The following is a 17,029-nucleotide window of genomic DNA, read 5'->3' on the forward strand; positions in this document are numbered from 1 at the left end:
AATTATATTTTAAGTATTTAAGGATTTTTTCATAATTGAAGCATTATACTCTCCTTAACACACAGGAAAGGAAAATTTATCATGATACAACGGATACTAAAAAAAGATATGAAGCGGAGAAAGAGTGTAAATATCATTCTGTTCCTGTTCATAACAATCGCATCCATCTTTCTGTCAAGCAGCATTAATAATATCCTCGTGGTTACTTCGGCAGTGGAATATTACATGGACTATGCGAAGGTTCCTGACATTAATTTTATTGTTTCAGGGACACAGGAAAAAGAGGTGATTGATGACTGGATTGAACACGAATCACCGAACCTGAAATCATGGGGATATAATACGGTAATGTCTGTGAATGAAAAGGATATTAAGATTCACAGGGAGAAGAAAGATTCCGCATTCAAATCAAACGGTGTAACCACATATATTGGAACGATGAATGCCGAATATTGTAAGGTGTATGACATGGATGGCAGGGACTTTACACTCAAACAGGGAGAGGCAGCCATCGGCTACGGCATTGCAGAAGACAATAAACTGTCAGAGGGAGACCAAATCAGGATCAGTGCAGCCGGCGGTGTAAATAAGATTTTTACAATCAAATATCTGGTCAAGGATGCAGCATTTGGAAGTGAAATGGCCGGTATGAGCCGTATTATGTTATCAGAGGAAGATTATAAAGACTATTCTGAGAAAAATGAATCAAATCTGCAGGGACTATATTATGTCAATACGGGCGATCAGAATACTTTTATAAGAGAATACAACGATCAGGAGTTTACCTCAGCATTGAATATGATTACAAGACAGACTTATACGATGGCATATTCGTTTGATATGATCATGGCGGCACTCCTGATACTGATCGGCATCTGCCTGATACTGATTGCCCTGCTTGTACTAAGGTTTACACTGGTATTTACGCTTGAGGAGGAATACCGGGAGATTGGTATTATGAAAGCAGTCGGGCTCAAAGAATTTGCGATAAAGAAAATCTATCTGGTGAAGTATTTCTTTATTGTTACTGCAGGTTCAGCCGTCGGTCTTGCGGCAAGTATCCCTGTCAGTCAGATGATGGTAAAGGGTGTCAGCAGAAATATGATTATGGAGGATACCAGCGCTAATTTCTGGGTTAACATTATCTGTACGTTTCTGATCATCGCTCTGGTTATGCTTTTCTGCTACGGGTGTACGAGAAAACTGAATAAAATCTCTGCAATCAGCGCGATCCGAGGGGGACAGAGCGGGGAACGGTTCCACAGACGATCGGTTCTTAAGATGCACAAGTGCAAGAGAATGCCGGTAGCTGTGTTTCTGGGGCTGAATGACATGGCAAGCCATTTGAAGCGCTATCTTGTTCTGATGGTCACCTTCTGCCTGAGTTTTATACTGATTACGATTCCCCTGAATACCCTGAATACCATGCAGAGCGAGGAAATGGCAGAGAAATTCTGCATGAACCCTGACAGCTCGGTTTATATAGAAACAATCGAAAAGCCCGGCGAGGAGCCCTATAAGACAATCAAAGACCTAAAGGCCGGAATGAACAGAGTGGAAAAGGAACTTAAAGAGAAGGGATATGATGCAAAGCTTACGGCAGTCCCGATATATTTTCTGCGCTTTTATGAAGAAGAACAGGGCGGAAAAAATCATATCATGACAGTACAGATTTTAGGAGAAAATAACGACTTTCTAACATATCTGGAGGGGGAGGCTCCCACGTTGGAAAATGAGATTGCAATTTCCAGAGCGATTCTGGAACAGAATGACTGGCAGATCGGGGATACCGTAGAAGTCGGTCTGACAAACGGGACAAAGAAGATGCTGATTACGGGAACTTATTCGGACTATATGCAGCTTGGAAAGAGTGCCAGAATGAACCCCGAAATAGACTTAAGCAGTGAGATAATGTTCCAGTACTGGAATATTATGGCGGACGTGAAGACAGACCTGACACAGCAGGAGCTGGCAGACAAAATGGAAAAATTATTCCCGGATTATAAATGGACGACGGCACAGGAAGTGGTCGACAGAAATGTAGGCGGCATTCAGGAAAATCTGAAGTCTATGCTGGTCCCAATGACAGGGATGCTCTGTGCCGTGATCATGCTGATTACGCTTCTGATGGAACGCCTTTTCATTGCAAGGGAAAAAGGTGAGATTGCGATGATGAAGAGCATGGGGTATAAAAACAGGACGATCTGCCTGTGGCAGGTCCTGAGAATGGTATGGGTGGCACTTGTATCTATGATTGCGGCGGTTCCGCTGTCTTTCGTGTCAAACCAGTTTATCCTGAAGCCGATCTTTGCGATCATGGGGGCAGAGGTGGAGATCCAGGTTGTTCCCTGGCAGGTCTACGGGCTGTACCCGGGCGTGCTGCTTGTGGGGATCATACTGGCAACGGTAATTGCGGCTGTAAAAGTGAAACAGATTAATATCCGGGAACTCAATAACCTGGAATAGGAGGATAGAAGATGGGGACTTTAAAAGTATCGAATTTATGTAAGACTTACATTATCAATAAACGCCAGAATAATGTGCTGCGCAATGTAAACCTGACAATCAAAGAAGGCGAAATGGTCGGCGTCATGGGGCCGTCCGGATCCGGCAAGACAACACTGCTTTATACTGTCAGCGGCATGGACAGTGCCACTGCAGGCAGGGTGGAGTTTTATGGAAAGGACCTGACCGGTATGAAGGCAAACGAGATGAGTGATATCCGTCTCAATGAGATGGGATTTGTATTTCAGCAGATGTATATGCTGAAAAATCTGACCGTTTATGATAACATTATCCTGCCGGGATACCAGACACCGGAGGGAAAGACGAAAGAAGGCAGAAGGAAGATCAATGACAGGGCCAAAGTGCTGATGCAGACGCTCGGAATCAGCGAGATCGCAGAAAATGATATCAATGAGGTATCCGGCGGACAGCTCCAGAGGGCATGTATCTGCCGCAGCATGATTAACAATCCGAAGATCATCTTTGCCGATGAACCTACGGGAGCGCTGAATAAACAGAACTCAATAGAAGTCATGGAAGAACTGAACTGCATCAATCAGGCAGGAACGGCAGTGCTTCTCGTAACCCATGACATGAAAGTCGCTTCGAAATGTGAAAGAGTGCTCTATATTGAAGACGGTGATATCCGTGATGAGATAACACTTGGACGGCGTTTGGGCAGGGCGGAGGACAGAACAAGGGAAAGAACACTGAATGACTGGCTGATCGGACTGGGCTGGTAGATTCTCAAAAATGAGGTAGTAAAGCATGAAGGATATTTTACTTGTGGAAGACCAGGAAGAACTGGCAGAACTGATACAGATTTTCCTTGAAAAAGAGGGATTTACGGTACTCCTTGCAGGCACAGGGGAACAGGCGGTGGAATATCTGAAGGAGCAGCAGGTGAAACTGCTTCTTCTGGATATTATGCTTCCTGAGATGGACGGCTTTGCCGTGTGCAGGGCCGTGCGGGAAAAAGGAAATATGCCGGTCCTGATCATGAGTGCCAGAGCGGGCAGGGATGACAAGTTAACCGGTTATGAACTGGGCGCGGATGATTACATGGAGAAACCAGTTGACCCCGAAATCCTGACCGCCAAAGTAAGGGCACTGATGCAGCGTGCTTATGGAACGTTTGCAGAGTCCGATATCCTCTCCTCCGGGGGGATTACTATTGATACTGTCTCCAGAAAGGGATATTTAAATGGCAAAGAACTGGATTTGAACGGCAAGGAGTATGAACTTCTGCTTTTGTTCCTAAAGAATCCGGGGAAGACACTTTTAAAGGACTATATTTTTGCACAGATATGGGGAATGGACAGCTTAAGTGAGAATCAGACACTCACAGTGCATATAAAAATGCTGCGTAAAAAGATTGAAGAAAATCCAAGGGAACCGAAGCGGATTGTGACGGTATGGGGAGTGGGGTACAGATATGAAGAAGTATGACAGGCTGATTCTCTTTTCCCTAATCCTTTATATACTGACAGCAATAGGGACTGCTTACGGAGTCTATGGTGTGACGGCAGAGAGAGGAAAAGAATATAAAATAGAAATTAACCGCCTGTATAACAGCTTATCCGGGGACGAAGACCCGGATAGGCTGAATCTGCGTTCCTTGAGATACGTGCAGAATGTGACCTGGCTGCCGGCCGGGGTACTGTCGGAGGAATCACAGTCGGCAAGAGAAAAGACCGATGAATTTTATGAGCAGGGCAACCTCCTGAAAACGGAAATACGCCCCTGGTACGAAGAAGGCGATTTCAAAGGGTTTGTGCGGTTCGATTATGTGGAACCGGATGTTAATTACCGTAGGATCATCTGGATTACACAGATTTGCCTTGCCCTGATGGAAGGATTTCTGCTTGCTGTATTGTTCTATCTGAGAAGCCAGCTGGTCCGCCCGTTCCAGCGAATGTCGGGCCTGCCCCATGAACTGGCTATGGGGCATTTGAAGGGGACGGTAACAGAAGAAAAAAGCAGATTCTTTGGTAACTTCCTATGGGGGATCGGCCAGCTGAAAGACACGCTCGACACTTCGAAAAAGAGAGAACTGAAGCTGCAGAAAGAAAAGAAGCTGCTCCTTCTGTCTCTGTCACATGATATTAAGACCCCTTTGAATACGATCAAACTTTATGGAAGGGCGCTTGAGGAGGAACTGTATCCGACTGGGGAGCAGAAGAAGCAGGCGGCCCGCCAGATTGAAAAGAAGGCAGACGAAATCGAACGGTATGTGGAAGAAATCATGAAAAATGCAAGAGAGGATATTCTGGATATTCAGGTGAGGAAGGAAGAATTCTATCTTACAGACCTGATGGATAAAGTGCTGGATACTTATCGGGAAAAATGCAGCATACGCATGATAGACCTGACAGTGGGAAAATTTGAAAACCGTCTGATTATCGGGGATCCTGAGCGTACGATGGAAGTCTTCGAAAACCTTTTTGAAAATGCCTTTAAGTATGGTGACGGACGGCGGATTGAGATCACCTTCTATGAGGAAGATTACCGGCAGCTCATCCGTATCTTTAATACCGGTTCCCCTGTGACGGATACGGAGTTCAACCATGTTTTTGAGAGCTTTTTCCGTGCAGGCAACAGCGAAGGAAAGCAGGGGAACGGGCTGGGGCTTTACATCTGCCGGGAAATCATGCGTAAAATGGACGGCGAAATTTTCGCGGAAAAGTCAGTGGACGGGATGGCGTTTGTGCTTGTATTCCGCTGATATTTCTGTTATGTCCCGGCAAATGGAGTCCTGCTCTTATGTATCCTGATGGTTTTTACGGTATGCCGCGGGGGTAAGTCCCGTGTAGCGCTTAAACGACTGTGAAAAGTAATTGGCAGATGAGAATCCGGTTGTATGTGCGATCTGCGTAATACTGAAATCCGCTGACTTTAATAGTTCCTTGCTGTGCAGGATACGGCGCTCCAGCAGATAGGTAATAGGTGAAATTCCAAATGCGCGGTTAAAAATGTGTGACAGGTAGAATTTATTCAGGTGGGATACTTCAGCCAGCTTATCCAGCGTTATATTTTCCTGATAATGTGTGTCAATATAGTACTTGATTGTCTCACATTCCCCCGGAATATTCTTGGAGGAATACGGCGTGAACTGGTCACCGCTTATGCGCAGAATCTTTAAGAGCAGGATACTCAGAAAATGATGGCAGATGAGCTCTGAGGATGCGCGCCGCCCTCTGGCCTCGTCCAGCATCATCTGCATAATCGGAAGACAGGCATCCCTGTGCTTATAAAAATCATGGACACGGTATGCACTGTATTCATCGCCTGAAAATTGAAAATGGAGATTATCTATACCCAGCACGATATAAGTAAGCGGATGCGTGACGGAGGACTTTTCCGTGTGCCGGATATTCGGGTTAATCAGAATCAGGGAGTCCCTTTCAATGGGGACTTCTTCTGATTCTGTGCAAAAATGCCCCTGTCCGTCCAGAACATAGAAAAGTTCTGCAAAACTATGGGAATGAAACATGCTGATCCAGTCATTCCCATAAGTAGCCGAAGAGATATACAGAAGCCTTTCAATCGGCTCCTGGCTGTAAAGGTCTGTGATCGAATATTGAATATGTGCCATAATGAACGCTCCTTTCTGATATCATCATATCATCCCACATAAATAAAGACAAGATATATAACTTTTAGAGCAATAAATAAGTTGATTAAGGCTGTTTTAATCCGTATACTTGAATCAAAGAATTGTGCAAATGCTATAAAAATCAACAAGATAATAAATATAATTTGTATAAAGTGAAACTCTTTAGAGCACACATGCACAGTCTCGAATAGCAAAAGGAGACAAATTATGGAAAGCAATTTATCTTTTGGACGGGTGACAATCCCGACAGATGTTGACGTAGTGAATGAGACAAAAGAGATCCTGAAGCGATGGGGCGCAGATGCAATAAGGGACTGTGACGGTACGGATTTCCCGGAAGAATTACGCAATGTAAATGCGAAGGTATATTCTACATATTACACAACGAGAAAAGACAACGAATGGGCAAAGGCAAACATGGATGAAGTGCAGCAGATGTACATTATGACGGATTTCCATAATGCTTCTGAAGAGACTCTGCGTATTCACCTGATGGACCATCTCTATCCGGACATGCTGGCGGTAAATACGCGTGACGATATCAGCCGCTGGTGGGAAGTGATTGACCGTACGACGGGGGAAGTCATCCCATACGGCACCTGGAGTTATGATGAAGAATCCGGTGACGTGGTGATTAGTCCCGCGCGGCTGTATCATGATTACACCGTGAGCTTTCTGACTTATATCATGTGGGACCCGGTGCATATGTACAATGCAGTGACAAATGGGTGGAAGGATGTAGAGAAACAGATTACCTTCGATGTCAGGCAGCCAAAAACAAGGGCATATTCGATGCAGCGCCTGCGCCGCTATCTGGAGAGCAGCCCGCATGTCGATGTCATCCGTTACACGACCTTTTTCCATCAGTTCACATTGATTTTCGATGAACTGGCAAGAGAAAAATACGTAGACTGGTACGGGTATTCCGCCTCGGTCAGTCCATACATTCTGGAACAGTTTGAACAGGAGATGGGATACAAGTTCCGCCCGGAGTTCATTATCGACCAGGGATACATGAACAATACATACAGGATACCTTCCAAAGAATTTCAGGATTTTCAGAAGTTCCAGAGAAGGGAAGTCGCAAAGCTTGCAAAGGAAATGGTAGATATCACCCACGAGTATGGCAAAGAGGCCATGATGTTCTTAGGAGACCACTGGATTGGCATGGAACCGTTTATGGATGAGTTCCGTACAATCGGTCTGGATGCAGTTGTAGGAAGTGTGGGGAATGGTTCCACACTGCGGCTGATCAGTGATATCAAAGGCGTTGATTATACAGAAGGGCGTTTCCTGCCTTACTTTTTCCCGGATGTGTTCCACGAGGGCGGCGATCCGGTAAAAGAGGCAAAATATAACTGGGTGACTGCAAGGCGTGCAATCTTGAGAAGCCCGATCGACAGGATCGGTTATGGCGGTTACCTGAAACTTGCACTGGAGTTCCCGGAATTTATTGATTATGTGGAAACGGTCTGTAATGAATTCCGGATCTTATATGAAAACATCAGAGGCACCACACCTTACTGTGTGAAACGTGTGGCCGTACTGAACTGCTGGGGAAAGATGCGGGCATGGGGAAACCATATGGTGCACCATGCGATCTACCATAAACAGAATTACTCTTATGCGGGGATCATCGAGTCACTGAGCGGTGCGCCGTTTGATGTGAAGTTCATCAGTTTTGATGACATCAGGGAGAATCCCGATATTTTAAAAGACATCGATGTAATCCTCAATATCGGGGATGCCGATACCGCTTATACCGGCGGGGAAAACTGGATTGACGAGCAGATTGTGACAGCAGTGAAGCGTTTCATATATGAAGGCGGCGGATTCATCGGCGTCGGGGAACCGACGGCACACCAGTGGCAGGGCAGGTTCTTTCAGTTAGCAGGTGTGATGGGAGTAGAGAAGGAAAATGGCATGACGCTGAACAGGGATAAGTATAACTGGGAAGAACATGCACACTTCATAACTGCGGACTGTAAGGATGAGATCGATTTCGGTGAGGGCAAGAAAAGCATTTATGCCCTGGACAAAGCAACCATTCTCTGCCAGAGAGAAAACGAGGTTCAGCTGGCCGTCAATACATTCGGCATGGGCAGAAGCGTCTATATCAGCGGGCTCCCATACAGCTTCGAGAACAGCAGGCTTCTTTACAGGGCCGTAATCTGGTCTGCATCAGACGAAGAGAATCTGGAAAGATGGTTCAGCAGTAATTATAATGTAGAAGTTCATGCATATGTGGCTAATGGCAAGTACTGTGTAGTTAATAATACATATGAGGAACAGGACACCATCGTCTATAAAGGTGACGGAAGCAGTTTCCCGCTCCATCTGGAGGCGAATGAGATCATCTGGTATGAAATTTAAGAACAGCTATACCGTTCTTAAAATATATCTGCCGGTGGATTCCCGGCAGAAAAACTTTATTAATAACAGGGAGGAAAGAAGTATGAAAAGAAAACTGGTGAGTATTTTATTGTGCGTAACAATGATCGGTACACTGGCAGTTGGATGCGGAAGCAAAGACAAAGGTTCTGATTCCGGTGACGCCAAGGATTCCGGCTCAGGAGATGGGCAGGTATTGAAAGTGGCTGCATTTGAGGGCGGTTACGGCGCTGAGATGTGGGATGAGGTTGCTAAAGCATTCGAAGAGACACACGAAGGCGTAACGGTGGAACTGACAGTTGACAAGAAAATCGAGGATGTGATCAGCCCAAGCATGAAGGCAGGCGACTATCCGGATGTTGTCCACTGCGCAACAGGACGTGAAGCAGCACTTACAGAGACTCTGACGAAGGAAAAAGGTCTTCTTGAACTGACAGATGTTCTGGACATGACAGTTCCGGGCGAGGATGTGACTGTAAAGGATAAGATCCTTCCGGGATTCCTTGATACATTGGGAACAATGCCTTACGCTGACGGCGTGACATACTATGCACCAATGTTCTACAGCCCGTGCGGCCTGTTCTACAATGCAGGACTGCTCAAGGAAAAAGGCTGGGAAGTTCCGACAACATGGGATGAGATGTGGGAATTAGGCGATAAGGCGAAAGCTGAGGGCATCTCCTTATTTACATATCCGACACCTGGATATTTTGATGCATTTACATATGCACTTCTGGAATCATCAGGCGGGGCTGACTTCTACAATGAAGCAATGACATACAAAGACGGCATCTGGGAGTCTTCTGAAGCAACAGCAGTATTTGAACTGGTTGGAAAGCTTGCTGATTATACAGAGCCGACAACAGTTGCCAATGCAAATGATGATAACTTTACAAAGAACCAGCAGCTGATTCTTGACAACAAAGCAATCTTCTGCCCGAACGGAACATGGCTTCCGGGAGAAATGGCAGACGCTCCGAAGGCAGACGGATTCGAATGGGGCTTCACAGCAGTTCCGGCAGTAGCAAAAGATGCGAAACCATCATCCTTTACATTCTTCGAGCAGATGTGGATTCCGGCAGAAGCTGAGAACCAGGACCTTGCAAAAGAATTTGTGGCATTTATGTATTCTGACAAAGCCGCTGATATCTTTGCAAAATCAGGCGCTGTACAGCCGATCGACGGCATGGCAGACAAACTGGATGCAGACAGCCAGTTATACTACCACATTTATGACAATGACGCTGCAGTTGCAGTTATGGGCGGATTCGCAGCAACGGAACCTGTAGAGGGAGTTTCAATGGCAGATTCTCTGTTCAAGGCAGTAAACAGCGTTATGAGCGGCGACAAGACTGTCAAAGACTGGCAGGCAGATGTCGAGGCTACAAGCGACAAATTAAGAGATGCTATGGACTAAATAATTAGGAAACAATGTAAGATATAAGCGGCAGGGGACAAAGAAGGAAGTATTCCGGGCGTGTTCCCTGTGCTTTATCATCAGGTGGCGAAACAGTCACACACGGGGACAGGAGGTATATATATGCGGCACAAAAAGGGCAGAAGCGGATTTATCGCGGCCTGCGTATTACCATCCGTGATTTTATTCGTTATTTTCATGGTGATACCGACTATCAATGTATTTAAGATGTCACTCTATAAATGGGGCGGCTTCTCAAACAACAAGAAGTTTGTCGGTTTCAATAATTTTAAAATTTTATTCGAGGACCAGAAGTTTTTCAGGTCTTTCCAGAACTCGATCCTTCTGATTGTACTTGTTACAATCATTACTCTTTTCTTTGCACTTGTATTTGCGGCGATCCTATCACGCGAGAATTTGAAGGGTCAGAATTTTTTCAGAGTTATTTTCTACATTCCGAATATTTTGTCAGTAGTAGTAATTTCTGCGATATTCTCTGCTATTTACGATCCGACCAATGGTCTTTTAAACAGCATCCTGGGGATCTTCCGGGGGAAAGACGCCACGCCGGTCCTCTGGCTCGGCGACCAGAGCATCGTCATCTACAGTCTGGTGATTGCAATGGTGTGGCAGGCTATTGGTTATTACATGGTTATGTATATGGCAAGTATGACCAGCGTTCCTGAGAGTCTTTATGAATCGGCGGACCTGGAAGGGGCGGGAAAGGTGAGACAGTTTTTCAGTATCACACTTCCTCTGATCTGGACGAATATCCGTACAACGCTTACATTCTTTATCATCAGTTCCATCAACTTAAGTTTCCTGTTTGTAAAGGCTCTTACAAACGGCGGGCCTGATGGTTCAACGGAAGTATTCTTAAGCTATATGTACGGTCAGGCATACACCAACTCCTCTTATGGATATGGTATGGCAATCGGCGTTGTAGTATTCTTATTCTCATTCGGTCTGTCCGCAGTAGTCAACTTTGCTACGAAGCGGGAACCGCTTGAATTTTAGGAGGTGCGGATCATGAAAAAAAGTAAATTTAAAGCCTCCAGAGTCGTTGTCTACATCCTGCTGATTGTTCTGGCAATCAGTATTATCGTTCCGGTAGGCTGGGTATTTCTGGCATCCATCAAGGAAAACTCAGAGTTCTACGGCAACCCGTGGACACTGCCGAAGGGATTTTATTTCCAGAACTTCGTAGATGCTTTTTCAAAAGCGAAGATGGGGGACTACTTCCTGAATTCGATCATTGTAACAGTTCTTGCACTGCTTCTTCTGCTGGTTGTGGCGCTGCCTTCTGCATATGTGCTGGCACGCTATAAATTCAGGGGCAGTAAGTTCCTGAATGTGATGTTCATGGGCGGTCTGTTTATCAATGTGAACTACATTGTTGTTCCGATCTTCCTGATGCTGGTAGACGGGGATAAGATGCTAAAACAGTTGTTTGGCTCCGGATTCCTGATCAACAACCGGTTTATGGTAGCGCTGATCTATGCGGCAACGGCACTGCCTTTTACAATCTACCTTCTGTCCGGTTTCTTTGTTTCCATTCCGAAGGACTATGAGGAGGCGGCTTTTGTAGACGGGAGCGGGTATTTTCACACAATGGTGAAGATTATGATGCCGATGGCAAGACCGAGTATCATCACAATCATACTGTTTAACTTCCTGTCATTCTGGAATGAATATATCATTTCCATGACACTGCTGACAGAAAAGGAACTGAAGACACTGCCGGTCGGACTGATGCAGCTGATGCAGGCGCAGAAGTCAGCAGCTAACTACGGGCGGCTCTATGCCGGGCTGATTATTGTCATGCTGCCGACGCTGATTTTGTATATCCTTGTACAGAAGAAGCTGACACAGGGCATGAGCCTTGGCGGATTGAAAGGATAGGGGGCGTTGTTTATGAATAAATGGGTTGAAATGATACTGTGCATCCTGGTATTTTGTATCTGCATCGCTTTGGTTATCATAGGGCAGAAGACAGTCGGGATCAAACACCTCCTGCTCCAGCTTGTCGGACTTGCAGGAATCCTGGCACTGCTGTACGGCTATAACAAGAAATATCAGTAACGGGTTAAGGAGACACTATGACAAATATTACAGAAACAGAACTGGAAGAGGTGCTGGATGCATACCGGCATATAGGAACGCTGAAATCAAAGATACCTTACGGAAACGGACATATCAACAATACATTCCTTCTGACATATGAAATTCCGGACGGGCAGGAGAAAAGGATCATCCTGCAGGAAATGAACCGTGAAGTATTTAAACAGCCGAAGGAACTGATGGAAAATATCATCGGGGTTACATCCTATCTTCGCGGGAAAATTATCGAAAACGGCGGGGATCCGGAACGAGAGACGCTGAACGTTGTCCCTGCGGATGACGGGGAAAATTATTATGTGGATTCCAGAGGGGAATATTGGAGGGCCTACCTGTTTATAGAGGATGCGACCTGCTACGAACAGGTAGAGACAAAAGAAGATTTCTATCAGAGTGCCCTTGCATTTGGTAACTTCCAGCATCTTCTTGCGGGGTATCCGGCAGAAACACTTCATGAGACGATTCCGCAGTTCCATGATACAAGAAAGCGTTTCAACGATTTTTTAAGGGCTGTGGATGAAGATAAGCTGGGAAGGGTGGTTCATGTCCGGGATGAAATTGATTTCGTGATGAAAAGAGAAGGAGATGCAGATGTTTTCGGTGATATGCTTAAGAGAAAGGAACTGCCTCTTCGCGTGACCCACAATGATACGAAATTAAATAACATTATGATCGATAATGCGACAAGAAAGGGAATCTGTGTGATTGATCTGGATACGGTAATGCCGGGACTTGCCATGAACGATTTCGGTGATTCTATACGGTTCGGGGCCAATACGGCTGCCGAGGATGAAACAGATCTGTCAAAAGTCTCCTGTAATCTGGAACTGTTTGAGGTCTACGTGGAAGGATTCCTGAAAGGGTGTCAGGGAAGCCTGACCCAGACAGAAATACGCCTGCTTCCAATGGGGGCAAAGGTCATGACATATGAATGCGGAATAAGATTCCTGACGGATTACATCGAGGGTGACCATTACTTCAGAATACACCGTGAAAACCATAATCTCGACAGGGCGAGAACACAGTTTAAGCTCATAGAGGATATGGAGGCAAAATGGGGTGAGATGGAAGCCATCGTGAGAAAAGCCGCAAACAAGTAAAAAAATGCTCCTGTGCAGTTTTATCCAGCTGCACAGGAGCATTTCGTTTGCCTGAATTATCAGATCATATGTGTTTCCCGATACGACAACGGCGTCATGCCGGTATATCTTTTAAAAGATTGGGAAAAGTAATTGGCAGAGGAGAAGCCGACAATACGGGAAATCTGGGTAATGCTGAAGTCCGTTGTCTTAAGCAGGACCTCACTGTGCAGGATCCGGCATTCCAACAGGTAATTGATTGGCGCAATCCCGTAGGCTCTGGAGAACATGCGGGACAGATAATACTTATTAAAACCGGAATACGCGGCAAGCGTATCCAGTGTGATATCATCTGCAAAATGCTCCTTTATGTATTCCCTGACTGACGTACATTCATCAGGGCAGCTGTCTGCAGAGCAGAGGCCGAGGCGGTTACCAAGAATCCGGTGGACCTTAAGGAAAAAGACGGACATGTAGTAATGGCAGATCCGGTAAGAATCCTGATGCCTGCCCTGAACCTCATCCAGCATCAGATTCAGGTTCGGGAGAATCTCATCCTTGTGGTCTTTCAGGTCATAAGTATGGAAACAGTACTCCTCATGATCACGGAAATAGAAATACAGATCCTCAATTCCGAGTATCATATAGGTCAGGGGAGTATCTCCTAAGGAGCGTTCCGTGTGTGGTGTATTAGGATTAATCAGTACAAGCGTGTTTGTCTGTATCGGTACTTCAGCGTCACCTGTACAGAAATATCCTTCCCCGGATGTCACAAAAAATACTTCTGCAAAACTATGGGAATGGAGTGTGTATTCCCAGTCCTCGCCAAACGTTGCGGACGTGATATAGACCAGCCGTTCACAAGGGGGACCACACGGAGATAAAAAATTTGCGTCAGTGTGCTTAACTTTTGTCATAACCACACCTCCTTTAGCGTTATATATATGTTACTGTAATACGGTTATTTCTGTTTTCCTTGACAAAGTATAGCATTTTCCGGCAAAGATGACAAGCCGGATGTTTTTCATGGTATATTCGTGATATAATAATATAATAATGTTGGGGTCAAAAGTCATCCAATTGCATGCGAGCATGCATTGTATGACCTTTTGACCCTGGCATCATATAATCAAACAAAGCCGGGAGGAAAAATTATGTTAGAAAAAGTTGATCTTACCAAATCCATGACAAAAGAAGAATACAAGGCAAAGATGCCCCTGCTGGAAGCAAGGCTGGGCGAGCTGCAGAGACAGTGCAAGACTTTGAATATCCCCGTGATGATTGTGTTTGAAGGCTTTGGGGCATCCGGGAAGGGGCTGCAGATAGGAGAACTGATCCAGAGTCTGGACCCGCGTGGTTTCAAAGTATTTGCGATTAAGGAAGAGAGTGAGGAAGAACGGATGCATCCGTTTTTATGGCGCTTCTGGACGAAAACACCGGAAAAAGGAAGAATCGCCATTTTTGATGGAAGCTGGTACCGCAAGGTATTGATTGAACGTTTTGACAAAAGCACGAAGAAGAAGGATATCCCGGATATTTACCAGTCGATCTGCTCATTTGAAAAGCAGCTGACGGACGACGGCTATGTCATGATTAAACTTCTGCTTGATATTGATAAAAAGGAACAGAAAAAGCGTTTCCAGAAGTTAAGGGCATCGAAAGAAACTGCCTGGCGGGTAAGCCAGGGAGATCTGGAACGCAATGTGAAGTATCAGGAATATGTACAGATGATGGAAGAAATGCTGCATATTACAGATACCGATTATGCACCCTGGACGATCATCGAGGCGATGGACAGAAGATTTGCCACGGTTAAGATCTACACAGTTGTAATCAAGGCTTTGGAAGAGCAGATTGAGAATGTGAAGAAGGCGAAAGCAAAAGAAAAGGCTGCCGAGGCGATCGCGGAGATGGACGAGGAAGGGAAGACCACTGCTGAAACTGCCGTACCAGGGATTGACCAGAAGGAGCTTACCGAATCCGTTCTTGCAAAAGCGGATTTGAGCCTGAGCCTTACAAAGAAGGAATACAAGGAAAAACTGAAAAAACTGGAGAAGAAGATGAGCCTTCTGCATGGGGAACTCTACCGCAGGAGGATTCCGGTCGTGCTTGGATTCGAGGGATGGGATGCAGGAGGTAAAGGCGGCGCCATCAAGCGCCTGACCGCGAAGATGGACCCGAGGGGATTTGTCGTGAACCCGACCGCATCCCCGAACGATATTGAAAAGGCACATCATTATCTATGGCGTTTCTGGAGGGCGATGCCAAAAGCCGGGCATATTTCAATCTTTGACAGAACATGGTATGGACGCGTCATGGTAGAGCGCATCGAAGGATTCTGTACGAAGCAGGAGTGGCAGAGGGCCTATAAGGAAATGAATGACATGGAGAAAGACCTTGTGGATGCAGGGGCAATCGTCCTGAAATTCTGGATGCAGATTGATAAAGACGAGCAGGAGCGCAGGTTCAGGGCACGTCAGGAGAATCCGGAAAAGCAGTGGAAGATTACGGATGAGGACTGGCGCAACAGGGAAAAGTGGGACCTGTATGAGGAAGCAGTCAACGAAATGCTGATCAGGACATCAACAGAGTATGCACCGTGGATTGTGGTCGAGGGCAATGACAAGTATTATGCACGCATCAAGGTGCTTGAAACCGTGGTAAAGGCGATTGAAAAACGACTGAAAGAGGATTAGGTATTAAGGAAAAAGGAAATAAACCCGAAACGCAGAATATATTATATATAGAGGAAGTGGCCTATGACAATCAGAGAGCAGCTAGAAGAACGTGAAATGGAGTATTTAAGTCCCTATGCGGCATTCAGCAGGAATTCGAAAGGGAGGGTGCGCCCGGAGACAGAGTGTGATATCCGCCCTGTATTCCAGCGGGACCGGGACAGGATCCTGCACTGCAAGTCGTTTCGGCGTCTGAAGCAGAAGACACAGGTGTTTCTGCTGCCCAAAGGTGATCATTACAGGACGAGGCTGACGCATACGCTTGAGGTGTCACAGAATGCCAGAACGATTGCAAAGGCACTCAGACTGAATGAAGACCTTGTAGAAGCGATCGCGCTCGGCCACGACCTCGGCCACACACCGTTCGGCCATGCGGGTGAACGGGCACTGAACCATGTCTATCATTTTTCCCACAATGAACAGAGTGTCAGGGTAGTGGAATGTGTAGAAAAGCAGGGAAGGGGACTGAACCTTACCTGGGAAGTGCGTGACGGGATTCTGAACCATCCGACATCGGGGCATCCGCATACACTGGAAGGTCAGGTACTTAGACTGTCGGATAAGATCGCCTATATCAACCATGATATTGACGATGCGATCCGGGGAGGTATTCTCGTAGAGGAAGATATACCGTCCAGATACCGGAAAGTACTGGGGGCTACCAGCAAGGAACGCCTCAATGCAATGGTGCATGACGTGATCATCAACAGCATGGATAAACCGGCCATTATCATGTCGGAAGAAGTAGAAGAGGCTATGATCGGCCTGCGCAGATTCATGTTCGAGAACGTCTATATGAATCCAAAGGCGAAGGGCGAGGAAGACAAGGCGGTCCGTCTGATTGAACAGCTGTATGATTATTATATCCGCCACCTTGAACAGATGCCAGAGCAGTATCTGGAGGCGATCGGGAGGCCGGGCAATTGTAAGGAACAGGTAGTCTGCGATTACATAGCAGGGATGACCGATAATTATGCGGTAAAAAAATACGAAGAATTTTTTGTGCCGGAAGCCTGGAAAAATTAAAAAAAATAAAGGAAATCATAAAGTTTTGTCGAATATATATAAAGTAGGGGATAAATGGAAACATCCATGTCACTAAGGTTCGAGAGAACCGAACCTAAGTCGACAGGATGTACTTTACAACTAAGGCCCGAAAGGACCGGAC

At 45.9% G+C, this 17,029-nt stretch carries 14 protein-coding genes; 12 read left to right on the forward strand and 2 right to left on the reverse strand.

The features are described from left to right. The first annotated feature begins 81 nt into the window (after positions 1-81). The 4 genes from ABIN22_RS20710 to ABIN22_RS20725 are packed head-to-tail and all read left to right on the forward strand — an operon-like array spanning position 82 to position 5,230. Positions 82-2,466 carry an ABC transporter permease gene (locus ABIN22_RS20710; protein ID WP_109730465.1) on the forward strand — a complete coding sequence of 795 codons (2,385 nt, stop codon included), beginning with the start codon at positions 82-84 and terminating at the stop codon, positions 2,464-2,466. A gap of 11 nt (positions 2,467-2,477) precedes the next feature. Continuing rightward, positions 2,478-3,248, forward strand: a complete 771-nt coding sequence (locus ABIN22_RS20715) for an ABC transporter ATP-binding protein (protein ID WP_346910903.1) — start codon at positions 2,478-2,480, stop codon at positions 3,246-3,248. A 25-nt stretch (positions 3,249-3,273) separates the two neighbouring features. Beyond that, positions 3,274-3,954 (forward strand): response regulator transcription factor, encoded by a 681-nt coding sequence (locus ABIN22_RS20720; protein ID WP_109730463.1) that lies wholly within the window; start codon positions 3,274-3,276, stop codon positions 3,952-3,954. Further along, positions 3,941-5,230, forward strand: coding sequence for a sensor histidine kinase (locus tag ABIN22_RS20725; protein ID WP_346910905.1), 1,290 nt, complete (start codon positions 3,941-3,943; stop codon positions 5,228-5,230). Before ABIN22_RS20720 ends, ABIN22_RS20725 begins: the two co-directional genes overlap by 14 nt. A gap of 36 nt (positions 5,231-5,266) precedes the next feature. On the opposite strand, the gene ABIN22_RS20730 is transcribed toward ABIN22_RS20725, so the two are convergent. Continuing rightward, positions 5,267-6,100, reverse strand: a complete 834-nt coding sequence (locus tag ABIN22_RS20730) for a helix-turn-helix transcriptional regulator (RefSeq protein WP_109730461.1) — start codon at positions 6,098-6,100, stop codon at positions 5,267-5,269. Positions 6,101-6,328: 228 nt separating this feature from the next. On the opposite strand from ABIN22_RS20730, the gene gnpA reads away from it, so the two are divergent. The 6 genes from gnpA to ABIN22_RS20760 all read left to right on the forward strand — a co-directional run bounded on the left by gnpA (position 6,329) and on the right by ABIN22_RS20760 (position 13,147). Next, complete coding sequence (gene gnpA, locus ABIN22_RS20735) at positions 6,329-8,494, forward strand: 1,3-beta-galactosyl-N-acetylhexosamine phosphorylase (RefSeq protein WP_346910907.1); 2,166 nt, start codon at positions 6,329-6,331, stop codon at positions 8,492-8,494. Positions 8,495-8,576: 82 nt separating this feature from the next. Continuing rightward, positions 8,577-9,929 (forward strand): carbohydrate ABC transporter substrate-binding protein, encoded by a 1,353-nt coding sequence (locus tag ABIN22_RS20740; protein ID WP_346910909.1) that lies wholly within the window; start codon positions 8,577-8,579, stop codon positions 9,927-9,929. 123 nt (positions 9,930-10,052) lie between these two features. Next, entirely contained in the window at positions 10,053-10,946 is an 894-nt protein-coding gene (locus ABIN22_RS20745) for a carbohydrate ABC transporter permease (RefSeq protein ID WP_109730459.1), read from the forward strand. A 12-nt stretch (positions 10,947-10,958) separates the two neighbouring features. Continuing rightward, on the forward strand, positions 10,959-11,831 hold the full coding sequence (locus ABIN22_RS20750; RefSeq protein WP_109730458.1) for a carbohydrate ABC transporter permease: 873 nt from the start codon (positions 10,959-10,961) through the stop codon (positions 11,829-11,831). A 12-nt stretch (positions 11,832-11,843) separates the two neighbouring features. After that, complete coding sequence (locus ABIN22_RS20755; RefSeq protein WP_181368613.1) at positions 11,844-12,011, forward strand: DUF6903 family protein; 168 nt, start codon at positions 11,844-11,846, stop codon at positions 12,009-12,011. Between the two features lie 17 nt (positions 12,012-12,028). Next, entirely contained in the window at positions 12,029-13,147 is a 1,119-nt protein-coding gene (locus ABIN22_RS20760; protein ID WP_346910912.1) for a phosphotransferase enzyme family protein, read from the forward strand. 59 nt (positions 13,148-13,206) lie between these two features. Here the strand turns inward: ABIN22_RS20760 and ABIN22_RS20765 are convergent, their stop codons facing one another. Beyond that, the gene (locus tag ABIN22_RS20765; RefSeq protein ID WP_346910914.1) at positions 13,207-14,043 is read right to left on the reverse strand and encodes a helix-turn-helix transcriptional regulator; all 837 of its coding nucleotides are present in this window, start codon (positions 14,041-14,043) and stop codon (positions 13,207-13,209) included. Positions 14,044-14,280: 237 nt separating this feature from the next. On the opposite strand from ABIN22_RS20765, the gene pap reads away from it, so the two are divergent. Together pap and ABIN22_RS20775 are read left to right on the forward strand one after the other, a co-directional pair. Next, positions 14,281-15,822 (forward strand): polyphosphate:AMP phosphotransferase, encoded by a 1,542-nt coding sequence (gene pap, locus ABIN22_RS20770; protein ID WP_346910916.1) that lies wholly within the window; start codon positions 14,281-14,283, stop codon positions 15,820-15,822. A 63-nt stretch (positions 15,823-15,885) separates the two neighbouring features. Then, positions 15,886-16,887 carry a deoxyguanosinetriphosphate triphosphohydrolase gene (locus ABIN22_RS20775; RefSeq protein ID WP_109730453.1) on the forward strand — a complete coding sequence of 334 codons (1,002 nt, stop codon included), beginning with the start codon at positions 15,886-15,888 and terminating at the stop codon, positions 16,885-16,887. Positions 16,888-17,029: the final 142 nt, after the last annotated feature.

The sequence above is a fragment of the Faecalicatena orotica genome, assembly GCF_905197545.1.
Taxonomy (GTDB): domain Bacteria; phylum Bacillota; class Clostridia; order Lachnospirales; family Lachnospiraceae; genus Faecalicatena_A; species Faecalicatena_A orotica.